The following is a 13,381-nucleotide window of genomic DNA, read 5'->3' as shown; positions in this document are numbered from 1 at the left end:
GAAGCTGTTCAGCGAATGGAATGTCAAAAAAGAGACGGCTGCCCAGCCCGCCCTGCACCAGATCTTCGAAGAGCAGGCTGCCAAGAACCCGCAGCGCATCGCCGTCGCTTTTGAAAATACGAGCTTGACCTATGCTGAGCTTAACGCGCGTGCCAACCAGTTGGCACATCGCCTGCAAAAGCTCGGCGTCGGCCCGGAAACGCTGGTCGGGCTGTGTGTCGAGCGCTCCGCCGAGATGGTCGTCGGCGTGCTTGGGATTTTGAAAGCGGGCGGCGCGTACGTTCCGCTCGACCCGACCTATCCGCAGGATCGCCTCTCCTTCATGCTGGAAGACTCGCAGGCTGCCGTGCTGGTCACGCAGTCGCACCTGTTGGCGAACCTCCCGTCCCACACCGCCCAAGTGCTCACACTCGACGATGAGGCGGCAGAGATCGCCGGGGAGAGCACAGCGAACCCGGACAGCGGCGCAACGGGCGATACGCTGGCCTATATCATCTATACCTCCGGTTCGACCGGCACACCGAAAGGAGTGCTCATCCCGCATGGCAATGTCGTGCGCCTGTTGACCGAAACGGAGCAGTGGTTCCACTTCAATGAAACTGATGTCTGGACGCTGTTCCACTCCTACGCGTTCGACTTCTCCGTCTGGGAGCTGTGGGGACCGCTCTTGTCCGGTGCGAAGCTTGTTGTCGTTCCGTTTGCGACATCCCGCGAACCGGATGCGTTCTATGAACTGCTGGTCCGTGAAGGAGTGACCGTGCTCAACCAGACGCCGTCGGCGTTCCGTCAGCTGATGCACGCGGAAGAGCGTGTCGGCCAGTCGCCCGACTTGGCCTTGCGCTACGTGATCTTTGGCGGGGAAGCGCTGGAGATCCAGTCGCTTGCTGCTTGGTTTGACCGCCATGGCGATCACAAGCCGCAACTTGTCAACATGTACGGCATCACCGAGACGACCGTCCATGTCACGTACCGCCCGCTGTCCCGCGATGACCTCGCTTCGCCGGCATCGGTGATCGGGCGTCCGATCCCTGACCTGCAAGTCTACCTCGTTGATGCATTTGGCCAGCCGGTGCCGATCGGCGTGCCGGGTGAAATCTGCGTCGGCGGCGCAGGCTTGGCGCGCGGCTATCTGAACCGCGCGGAGCTGACCGCCGAGCGTTTTGCAGACTTCGAGATCAACGGCGTCACACAACGCCTCTACCGCTCCGGCGACTTGGGCCGCTATCTTGCGAACGGCGACCTTGAATACCTCGGCCGCATCGACCAACAGGTGAAAATCCGCGGCTTCCGCATCGAGCTTGGCGAGATTGAAGCGGCCGTCGCGGCCCATCCGGGCGTGCGCTCCGCTGTCGTCATCGACCGCGAAGACGAACCGGGCCATAAGCGTCTGATCGGCTATGTGATCCCGAATGCGGATGGCGCGGTCACTTCGCAGGATCTGCGCCACTACCTGAAAGAGCGTTTGCCGGAATACATGGTGCCCGCTCTGTTTGTCACCGTCGACAGCATTCCGCTCACCGCCAACGGCAAAGTCGACCGCAAGAAACTGCCCGCGCCGCAGGTGCAAGCCTTGTCGGAAAGTGCGGTGATGCCGACCAACGAAGCGGAAGCGCTGCTGGCGAAGATTTTTGCTGAAGTGCTGCGGCTTGAGCATGTTGGCATCCATGACAATTTCTTTGACCTTGGCGGGGACTCGATCCTGTCGATCCAGATCATCACCCGGGCGGCACAAGCGGGCCTGCGTTTGACGCCGAAAGATATGTTCAAATACCAGACCATCGCCGAGCTGGCCACCGTCGCCGGCAAAGCGGCGGTCGTGCAAAGCGAGCAGGGCGTTGTCACCGGACCGGCGCTGCTCACCCCGATGCAGCATTGGCTGTTGGCGCAAGACCTGCCTGAGAAGCACTACTGGAACATGCCGTTCCTGCTCGAAGTGCGCCAGCGCGTTGACCTGGAGATTTTGAAACAAGCGTTTGGCGAGCTGATGAAGCACCACGATGCGCTGCGCATGCGTTTTGTGCAGGATGCGGAGGGCAACTGGTCGCAAATCAACACCGGCCACAGCGACGACGTGCCGTTCACGGCGATCGACTTGAGCGATGTGCCGGCTGAGCAGCAGGAAGCCGCGCTGGAAGAAGCGGCGATCGAGGCGCAAGGAAGCCTGCACCTGACCGAAGGGCCGCTGGTGCGCTTTGTGTATTTTGATCTTGGCGCTGAGAAGACGGGACGTCTGCTGTTTGCTCTGCATCACATCGTCATCGACGGCATCTCGTGGCGGATTTTGATCGAAGACTTGCGCACCGCTTTTGGTCAGCTGGAGCAAGGACAAAAAGCCGCCCTGCCGCCGAAGACGACTTCCTTCCGCTACTGGGCCAACCGCCTGAACGAATACGCGCAGACCGAGCCGGTTTTGAAAGAAGCGGACTACTGGCTGGATGCGAGATGGCAGGATGTCAAAGGGCTGCCGTCCGATCTGCAGGGGCAGAACATCGAAGCGTCGGTCGGCAATGTGTATGTCACGCTGTCGAAAGCGGAGACGAAGCAGCTTCTGCAAGATGTGCCGAAAGCGTACCATACGCAGATCAACGATGTGCTGATCACCGCGCTCGCCAAAGTCTGCGCGAACTGGTCGCAGGAGCGCAAGATCCTGATCAACATCGAAGCGCATGGACGCGAAGACCTGATGGACGACATCGACCATTCGCGCACCGTCGGCTTCTTTACCTCGATCTATCCGGTGCTGGTCGACCTCGGCTTCGACAAGCATCCGGGCGAACAGATCAAGAAAGTAAAAGAACTGCTGCGCGCCGTCCCGAACAAAGGGATCGGCTATGGCTTGCTGCGTCGCCTGTGCCAAGTGGGAGATGTGGCGGAACGCCTGAAAGCATTCCCGCAAGCGGACATTTCGTTCAACTATCTCGGGCAGTTTGACCAGCAGGTGTCGGGCGATGCGCTGTTTGGCTTTGCACGGGAGAGCGTCGGGTCGCCGCGCGCACAAAGCGGCAGCCGTCCGCACTATCTGCAGCTGTCGGCAACGGTTATCAACGGCGAGCTGGAAGTGTGCTGGGAGTTCTCGGAGAACATCCATCACCGTGCGACGATTGAGCGCGTCGCGGGTGACTTCCTCGCCGAGCTGCGCGTCCTGATCGAGCATTGCCTCGACCCGAACGCAGGCGGGTTTACCCCGTCCGACTTCCCGGAAGCGAACATCAATCAAGAGGACCTCGACAAGTTCCTGAGCTCGTTTGGCAAGGTGGGAGAATAATATGAAACGCGAAAATATCGAGTCGCTGTACGAACTGACACCTCTGCAGCACGGGATGCTGTTCCATACGCTGTACGCCCCCGAATCGGGGGTGTACGGCGTACAGCTCAATATGCTGCTGGAAGGACGGCTGAACATTGACGCCTTTTCCCGTGCCTTTCAAAAAGTGATGGAGCGCCATCCGATCCTGCGCACCGCTTTTTATTGGGAGGATTTAGAGAAGCCGTTGCAAGTGGTGGGCAAAGTGGTGGAACTCCCCCTGCGCGAACTCGATTGGAGCGCTGTGCTGCAAGGAGAGCAACAGGAGAAGCTGGCCGCGTTTTATGAACAGGACCGGATCGAACCGTTTGTGTTTACCCAAGCGCCGGTGATGCGGATCACGATGATCAAACTGGCGGATGAACTGCACAGCTTGACCTGGTCCTTCCATCACCTCCTGCTCGACGGGTGGTCTTTGCAAATGGTGCTGCAGGAACTGTGGCAGTTTTACGAAGCGTATCAGGCCGGTGTTGAGCTCACGTTGCAGCCGGCACGTCCGTTCCGCGATTATCTGGCCTGGCTGCAGCGTCAGGACATGGAAGCGGCGGAGCGCTATTGGCGCCAGGCGCTGGCCGGGTTTGCGGAGCCGACTGCTCTGCCGCTCTATTGGGGGCCGCGTGAGATCGCGGCAGGAGAAGCGCCGTACGGAGCGCTTGACCTCAACCTGCCGCATGAGGTGCATCAGAAGCTGCAAAAAGTTGCCCGCAACTTCCAGATCACGCTGAACACGCTGTTGCAAGGAATCTGGGCGCTGTATCTGAGCCGGGCATCGGGCGAAGAAGATGTCGTTTTCGGCAGCACCGTCTCCGGCCGTCCGGGCGATCTGCCGGGGGTGGATACGATGGCCGGCATGCTGATCAACACCTTGCCGGTGCGGGTCGGCGTCGATCTGAGCCGGGAGCTGGGCCCGTGGCTGAAAGAGCTGCAAAATGAGCAATTGGAAGCGCGCCAATATGATCACAGCCCGCTGATCAGTGTGCAGGAGTGGAGTGAAGTTCCGCGCAGCCTGCGCCTGTTTGAAACGATTTTTGTCTTCGAGAATTTCCACGACGAAGAGGAAACGGAAGCAGCCAAGCGCTCTCTGAACATCATTGAGGTCTCTTCCGAGCAGCAGACGTCGTTCCCGCTGACGCTGGTCGGCATTCCGGCGAAAGAGCTGATCTTGCGTCTGCAGTACGATGCGCAATTCTATGATGCAGAGTCGGTGCGGCGGATGCTCGATCATCTGTCGGTGATGTTGCATACGGTCGCCGATCAACCGGACGTTTCGCTCGCGGAGATTCCGCTGCTCTCCACAGCTGAGCGGGAGGAAGTGCTGACCGTCTGGAATGCGACCGATGTTGATTTTCCGCGTGACCGCTTTTTGCATCAATATGTAGAAGCTCATGCGGCGCATGCACCGGATGCGCCGGCTGTCGTCACGCCGGATGGTGTCTGGACGTACGGGGAACTAAATGCATATGCCAACCGCCTCGCCCGCTTTTTGCAAAAGCAGGGGGCGGGACCGGAGCGCAAGGTCGGCGTTTGTCTGGAGCGCTCACCGGAGCTGATTGGAGCCTATCTGGCCGCGTGGAAGACCGGGGCTGCGTTCTTGATGATCGACCCGAAATATCCGGCCGAACGGATTCGCTTCATGCTCGATGATGCCCAAGCGGTCGTACTCCTGACACAGGGCAGCCTGCAGGAGCGCACGGTGTGGGAAGGCGGCGCGAGTTGCCGTCTGGATCTCGATCAGGCTGTTTTTGCTGATGAAAGTGCGGAGAACCTGCCGGCCGTGTCCGAGTTGCGCCATCTGGCTTGTGTCCTGTACACCTCAGGTTCGACAGGGACGCCAAAAGGAGTTGAGCTCGAGCACGAGTCCATACTCAATTTTGCGCACTGGTATGCCCGCTATACGGGATTGACCTCCGCCGACCGCACGTCGCACATCTCCGGTCTTGGCTTTGACGGTTCGCTGATGGATCTCTGCCCTGCGCTGTTGATCGGCTGTGCGATTGTGCAGCCGGAAGATGAGGTGCGCTATGCGCCGCAGAAGTTGCAAGCGTGGTTGTTGGAGCAGGAGATCGCAGTCAGCTATACGACGACGGTGCTGACGGAAGCGCTGATGGCGCTGGAGTGGCCGTCGGACACCAAGCTTCGGATGCAACTCGCTGGCGGCGAAGCAATGCGATCCTATCCGCGCCCTGGCCTCCCGTTCCGGGTGATCAACGGTTACGGCCCGTCGGAGGCGACCATCTACACCACGACATATGAAGTGCCGACGGCACCGGCAGACGGGCGTTTGCCTTCGATCGGCCGGCCGCTGGCGAACATGAAAACGTTCGTTCTCGACGATCATCTCAATCCGCTTCCGGTCGGCATGCCGGGCGAACTGTACGCCGGCGGCATTGGACTCGGGCGCGGATATTTGAACCGTCAGGAGCTGACGGCAGAGAAGTTTCTGGACACGGAGTTTGGCAGGCTGTATAAGACGGGCGACAAAGTGCGCTGGCTGCCGGATGGGAATCTGGAGTATTTCGGCCGCCTTGACCAACTGGTGAAGATCCGTGGATTCCGCATTGAGCTTGGCGAGATCGAAGCAGGCTTGCTGAAGCATCCAGAGATCAAAGAAGCGGCTGTGCTGGTGCAAGAGCAGCAGATTCTCGCGTATGTCGCGGGCCGGCAAGTCCCGTCTCCGAAAGAACTGCGCGCCTTTTTGCAGCAGGGTTTGCCCGAATTTATGCTCCCTTCGTATTTTGTTGAGCTGGAGGCATTGCCGCTTACTGCGAACGGCAAAGTCAACCGCCGCGCACTGCCCGCGCCGAGTCGCGAACATGCGGCCGGCGCAGAAGTAGCGGTCGGAGCGCGGACCGATACGGAGCGCGAACTGCTGGAGATTTGGCAAAAGGTGCTGCGTCTGGACGGCATCGGTGTGACCGACAACTTCTTTGCGATCGGAGGACATTCGCTGCTCGCGACGCAGGTCACTGGCCAGGTCGCTGCAAAATGCGGCGTGGAAATTTCTTTACGTGCGCTCTTCGAATCGCCGACGATCGAAGCGTTGGCTCGGTTGATCGACAAGCGGAAAGGCATTGTTTCGGAAATCATCACCATCCGCCCTGCCGATCGGAGCAAGCGGTTTCCGTTGTCGTTCGCGCAGGAGCGGTTGTGGTTTTTGGAACAGTTCAATTCCAATCCGGCCGCTTACAATGTGCCGATGGCATTGCGAATGTCAGGGCGCTTAGACGTGCCGGCGCTGCAACAAAGCTTCAATGAGATCATGGCGCGCCACGAGGCGATGCGCACATCGTTTGCCGTCGTGGACGGTCAGCCTGAGCAGGTGATTGCAGCCAGGCAGGAGATGCCGTTTGAGCTGGTTGATCTTTCCGATTCGCCGGTCGAGTTGGCAGTGATGCAGGCCGCCTTGGAAGCGATTCAAGAAGGCGACACCCCCTTTGATCTGACCCATGGCGCTTTGGTGCGCACGAAACTGCTGCGGATTGCAGCAGAAGATCACGTGCTGCTGTTAACGATGCACCATATCATTTCGGACGGCTGGTCGATGAGGATCTTGATCGATGAGCTGTCGAAACTCTATGCCGCTTTTCAGCAAGGTGCTCCTTCTCCGCTTGCGCCGCTGGCGATGCAATATGTGGATTTTGCGCAATGGCAGCGCGATTGGCTGCAAGGCGAGGTGCTGGAAACGCAGCTTGCCTACTGGAAAGCTGCGCTGCGAGGCGCACCTTCTGTACTGCAACTGCCGACAGACCGCCCGCGGCCGGCGGTGCAGACGTTTGCCGGCGCCTCCCGGGATGTCGTGTTGCCGGCCGGGCTGATCGAACGGTTAAAGGCGCTGGGCCAGCAGGAGGGCGTGACGCTGTTCATGACGTTGTTGACGGCGTTTAGCGTGCTGCTGTCCCGCACTTCTGGTCAGGAGGATATCGTGGTTGGATCGCCGATTGCGGGTCGCACCCGTCCGGAGACGCACGGTTTGATCGGCTTTTTTGTCAACACGCTGGCGCTGCGCACCGATCTGTCGGGCGCTCCGAGCTACCGTGAACTTCTGAAGCGCGTAAGGGAAGTGACCCTTGGCGCGTATGCGCATCAGGATCTTCCTTTTGAACGTTTGGTGCAAGAACTGCGTCCGGAGCGGAATACGAGCTATACGGCGCTGTTTCAGGTGATGTTTGCCTTGCAGAATGCCCCTGGGGAGGATCTCAGCCTGCCGGGGCTGACCTGGAGCGACTTTCCAATTGAGCTGGGCAAGTCAAAGTTTGACCTGAGCCTGTTGCTGCAGGAGGAGAACGGCGGCGTGGCCGGGAGCGTGGTGTACAACACCGACCTCTTTGATGATCAAACGATCGAGCGGTTCATCGAGCGTTTTGCGCTGCTGCTCGAAGGCATCGTGAACGCGCCTGACCGTGCGGTTGCGGAAATGCCGCTGCTGACCGAAGAAGAGCGCGGGTTGATCGCGGCGTGGAACGATACGGCGGCTCCGTTCTCGGAAGACCTGTGTGTGCATCAGCTGTTTGAGCGTCAGGCCGATCAGACCCCTGATCTTGTCGCAATCGAATATGGCGAACGGACGCTGACGTATCGCGAGCTGAACGAGCAGGCGAACCGTCTGGCGCATCATTTGCAAAAACGCGGGGTCGGGCCGGAGCAGTTGGTCGCGATCGCCGTGGAGCGCGGGCCGGAGATGATCGTCGGTCTGCTTGGTGTTCTAAAGGCGGGCGGCGCGTATGTGCCAGTCGACCCGGCGTATCCGGCAGAGCGAATCGCTTATCAGCTTGAAGACGGCGGGGTGCAGGTGCTGCTGACCCAGTCGCATTTGGCAGATGAACTGCCGCACTGCGGGGCGGAAGTGATCCTGCTCGATCAGCAGACGTTCCCCGAAGAGCCGGTTCGAAATCCGCAAAGCGGTGTGCGCTCTGGGAATCTCGCGTACGTGATTCACACGTCCGGCTCGACGGGCAAGCCGAAGGGCGTTTTGATCGAACATCGCAGCCTGATGAACTTCACGGAGATGTTCATTCGCAACTTTGGGCTGCAGGAAGGCACGCGCTGCACGATGTTCCCTTCGTTCTCGTTCGATTCGTCGGTGAAGGACCTGTATCCGCCGCTGGCGACCGGCTCGACGATCGTGCTGTTCAAGCGTGAGGATTTGCTGCCGGGGCCGCATTTGCAGTCGCTGCTTCGGGAAAAGCGCGTCAACCGCATCTCGACGACACCAGCGATGCTGGCACAGCTGCCGAGTGCAGATCTGCCTGATCTGGACACGGTGATCTGCGGCGGGACGGTGCTGCCGCTGGAAGTGGTGCAGCGCTGGAAGCAGGACGGGCGGCAGGTGATCAACGTGTACGGGCCGACGGAAACGACCGTTTTTGTTACGGCGGAAGTCTGTGACGGAGTCAGCGTTCCCACCATCGGGGCGCCGCTGCAAAATTCGGTGATGCACGTGTTAGACGCCAACATGCGGCCGGTGCCGATCGGTGTGACGGGCGAACTGCACATCGGCGGTGCGGGTCTGGCCCGCGGGTATCTGAACCGTCCCGAACTGACGGCGGAGAAATTTGTGGAGACGCCGTTTGGGCGTCTGTACAAGACGGGCGACGCGGTGCGTTGGCTGCCGAATGGGAAGCTTGAATTCCTCGGGCGGATCGACCTGCAGGTGAAGGTGCGCGGGTACCGCATTGAGCTCGGCGAGATCGAAGCGGTGCTGCGCCAACATCCTGCTGTGCAAGATGCAGTTGTGCTGGCTTGGCCGGATGAGTCGGGCGAAAATCAGTTGGTCGGGTATTTGGCAGTCGGGAAGCAGGAAGCGCCTGCAAGTGCCGACATGAGAGCGTATCTGAAAGCGGCGCTGCCTGAATTTATGGTACCTGGGCAATTCGTGATGATGGAGGCGCTGCCGCTGACGGTCAACCGCAAAGTCGACCGGACCGCGCTGCCGGAGCCGGATCGCAGTCAGGCGGTCCGGGCAGAAGAGGCAATTTTGCCGCGAACACCGCTGGAAGAAACGGTGGCGGGAGTCTGGCGTCGCGTGCTGCGCCTGCCGCTGGTCGGCGTGCGCGAAAACTTCTTTGAACTCGGCGGGCATTCTCTCTTGGCGACGCAGGTGATGTCGCATTTGAACTCGGCGCTGGGTGTGGAGGTGCCGTTGCGGGCGCTGTTTGAGTCGCCGACCATCGAGAGCCTGTCCGCGTATGTGGAACACAAAATGCGCGAAGAGTGGACATCTGCGGCCTTGCCGATCGTGCCTGTGCCGCGGACTGGAAGTTTGCCGCTGTCATTTGCGCAGGAGCGGCTGTGGTTTTTTGAGCAGTTCCATCAAGGGACTTCAACGTACAACATGCCGTTTGCGCTCCGCCTGAAAGGACACTTGCATCTGTCCGCGCTGCAAAGGGCACTTGACGAAATTTTGCGCCGTCATGAAGTGCTGCGCACTGCGTTTCATTCGCCGAACGGCGAGCCGTCGCAGGTCGTCGCCGATGCGGAACTTCCGTTTGCGGTGCAGGATTTATCCGGCCTCGCTGATTTCGAACGGGAGATGCAGGCGCTTCTGACGGTGATCGAAGAAGGAGATCGACCATTCGATCTGAGCCGGGGGCCGATGTTGCGCGCCTTGCTTCTGCGGATGGGGGAAACGGATCATGTGCTGCTCGTGACGATGCACCATATCGCATCGGACGGCTGGTCGATGAGCATTTTGATCGAGGAGCTGTCTGTGCTGTATGAGGCGTTTTCCCAAGATCGTCCGTCGCCGCTGGCGCCGCTTGCGGTTCAATATGCAGATTTTGCTGCCTGGCAGCGCGCATGGTTCCAAGGCGGTGTGCTGGAGGAGCAGTTGGCCTACTGGAAACAACAGTTGCGCGGCGCTGACTTCGTTCTGGAATTGCCCGCCGACAAACCGCGGCCGGCGGTGCAGGCTTTTAACGGTGCGATGATTGAGGTTTCACTTGCAAATGGCGTGTTGCCGCGCTTGAAAGCGCTGAGCCAGCAAGAGGGCGTTACCCTGTACATGACGCTTTTGGCGGCATTTAACGCGCTGCTCTGCCGTTTGTCCGGGCAGGAAGATATCGTGGTCGGCTCCCCGATCGCGGGTCGGACGCGTCAGGAGACAGAAGCGCTGATCGGCTTTTTCGTCAATACGCTGGCACTGCGCACCGATCTGTCGGGCAACCCCGGCTTCCGCGAGCTGCTGTCCCGGGTGCGGGAGACGACGCTTGGCGCCTATGCGCATCAAGACCTGCCGTTTGAACGCCTCGTGAGGGAAGTGCAGCCGGAACGGGACATGAGTTATTCTGCGTTGTTCCAAGTGATGTTTGCGCTGCAAAATGCGCCGCAGGGCGACTTGGAACTGCCGGGGCTGACCTTGACCCGGTTTCCGATCGACAAAGCGACTTCGATGTTCGACCTGACCTTCTCGCTGTATGAAGGGGAAGACGGGCTGGTCGGCGTGGTGCAGTACAATACCGATCTCTTCGAAGCGGAGACGGTGCAACGCATCGCGGAACGCTTTGACGTGCTGTTGGCAGGCATCGCGAGCGCGCCTGATTGTGCGCTTGCCGAACTGCCGGTACTGACCGATGAGGAGCGCGGGCTGCTGGCGAACTGGCGGGAGACTGCTGCGCCTTATTCGGATCGGGCCAGCCTGCATCAGCTGATCGAAGCGCAGGCGGCGCGCACGCCGGATGCGGTGGCGGCGGAGTGTGCTGAGGGCGTGCTGACCTATCGCGAGTTGAATGAGCAGGCGAACCGTATCGCGCGTGTCCTGCAGGCAAAAGGTGTCGGGCCGGATCAGTTGGTCGCCATCGCGGTGGACCGCACGCCGGAGATGGCCGTTGCCGCGCTCGCCGTGCTCAAGGCGGGCGGGGCGTATGTGCCGCTCGACCCGGCGTATCCGAGTGACCGACTGGCGTTTATGCTGGAGGACTCGCAGGCGAAGTGGCTGTTGACAAAAGGGCATCTGGCAGCCGGCTTGCCCGATTCGCAGGCAGACGTGGTGCTGCTGGATGCGGACTGGTCGGGCATCAGTGCCGAGCCGGTGCCAAGCCAAGCCGGGCCGGATGATTTGGCGTATGTGATTTATACGTCGGGCTCGACGGGACGTCCGAAAGGCACGTTGCTGATGCATCGCGGCGCGGTGAATTTTGTGGAGGATTGTGTGCGGCGTTTCGGATGGACGACGGGGGATCGGGTGTTGAAGACCGCCTCGTTTTCGTTTGACGCGTCGGTCTGCGATCTGCTGGTTCCGCTGGCCGCCGGGGCGACGGTATGCTTTGCCGAACAGACGCTTCCAGGGCCGGAGATGATTCGTTTGCTTCGCGACTGGAAGATCACCGGGCTGTTCTTGTCGTCGTCTGCGTTGGCGATTTTGCCGGATGAGGATTTGCCGCAACTGCGGACGATCTTTACGGGCGGTGAGGTTGTGACCGAAGAACTGATGGCGCGGTATGGCGAGGGGCGAGATCTGTTTGTCTTCTACGGGCCGACCGAAGCGAGTGTCGGGGTGGCCGCGATGAAAGCCGGTCCGGGCGGCCGCACGGGGGCGATGGGATATCCGCTGCAAAATACGAAGCTGTATGTGCTCGATGCCAGCTTGCAAGAAGTGCCGATCGGCGTGCCGGGCGAGGTGCATGTGGCTGGTATAGGGTTGGCGAGAGGGTATCTGAACCAGCCCGAGCTGACGGCGGAGAAGTTTATCGTCGTGAATGAGGAGCGCCTGTATAAGACTGGTGATTTGGCACGCTGGCTTCCGGACGGAAAGCTGGAATTCTGCGGGCGGATCGACGAGCAAGTGAAGCTGCGCGGATTCCGCGTGGAGCTGGGCGAGATCGAAGCGCAGTTGCGGAAACATCCGACGGTGCAAGACGCTGCGGTCATCTTGCGCGAAGACGTGCTGGTCGGCTATGTGGCAGCGGAGAGTGTGAGTCTGTCAGTGCTTCGCGAGCATCTTGCGGAGCAGTTGCCGGAGTACATGGTGCCTTCTGCGCTGGTGGTGCTGGAAGCATTACCGCTCACACCAAACGGCAAAGTGGACCGCCGGGCCTTGCCGGTGCCGGCTGTGTCTCATGAGCATGATTTTGTCGCGCCGCGGGATGCGGTCGAGCTGATGGTGAGCCGCATCTTCGAAGAATTGCTTGGGGTGTCAAAGGTTGGGGCGAAAGAGAACTTCTTCACCCTAGGCGGGCACTCACTGTTGGCGGTGCGTCTCTCCGCGCAGATTCAGCAAAAATTCGGGCAGGAACTCCCGCTGGCCAGACTCTTCCAGCATGCGACCGTCGAAGGTGTCGCGCACTTGCTCCGCCAAGGCGGGCAGACCGCCTATACGCCGCTGATCGAGCTGGCAAAAGGCGAGGGCGATCCGTTCTTCTGCGTCCACGCGGTCGGGGGCAGTGCGTTGTCCTATCTGGAGCTGGCAAATGCGCTGGGCGGCGGACAACCGTTCTACGCTTTCCAGGCACGTGGTCTCGAAGTTACCGAAGCGCCTTTTGAAGACATCCAGACGATGGCGGCTTGTTATGTGGCAGAGCTTGTGAAGGTCCAGCCCCAAGGCCCGGTTCACATCGGCGGCTGGTCGTTTGGCGGAGCAGTCGCGTATGAAATGGTGCGTTTGCTGCAGGCTCAGGGGCGGGAAGTGGCGTCGCTGGTGCTGATCGACAGTTATGCGCCAACACTGTTTATCGAGGAACCGGATGCGTTGCTGCCGTCTTTCGCAGCCGATCTGGCCGGTCAGTTGGGCGTACTGTTGCTGCCTGAAGAGGCGGAAGAGCTGTCACGCCTTGATGAGCAGGCAGGACTTGTTTTCTTGCACAGCCATGTGGCAACCGACCTTGGCTACGAGCAGTTGACCCGGCTGTTCACCGTCTTCAAAGCGAACATGACCGCACTGGTCGCATATTTGCCGGCGGGCATGGTGTCTGTGCCGACCACTCTCTATCTCAGCGAATCGAGCGCGGGGAATCCGCATGCTCCTACGCTTGGGTGGGAGGAGTTGTTGCAGCGCGTGGAGGTCAAGTCTGTAGAAGGCGATCACTTCACGATACTGAAGAATTTGCAACATATTTAAGGGGAAAGAGCTGTTGGCAGTTGGCC

General features: G+C 60.1%; 1 protein-coding gene and 1 pseudogene. Both read left to right on the top strand.

Annotation, left to right across the window (positions count from 1 at the left end; genetic code table 11):
• Positions 1–52: 52 nt before the first annotated feature.
• A pseudogene (locus tag CBW65_RS23405) lies at positions 53–3,265 on the top strand (amino acid adenylation domain-containing protein); the annotation flags it as partial.
• 1 nt (position 3,266) lies between these two features.
• The gene (locus CBW65_RS23400; protein WP_087458962.1) at positions 3,267–13,355 is read left to right on the top strand and encodes a non-ribosomal peptide synthetase; all 10,089 of its coding nucleotides are present in this window, start codon (positions 3,267–3,269) and stop codon (positions 13,353–13,355) included.
• Positions 13,356–13,381 lie beyond the last annotated feature (26 nt).

The sequence above is a fragment of the Tumebacillus avium genome (assembly GCF_002162355.1).
Lineage (GTDB): Bacteria > Bacillota > Bacilli > Tumebacillales > Tumebacillaceae > Tumebacillus_A > Tumebacillus_A avium.
This window is presented reverse-complemented; position numbering and strand designations above follow the sequence as displayed.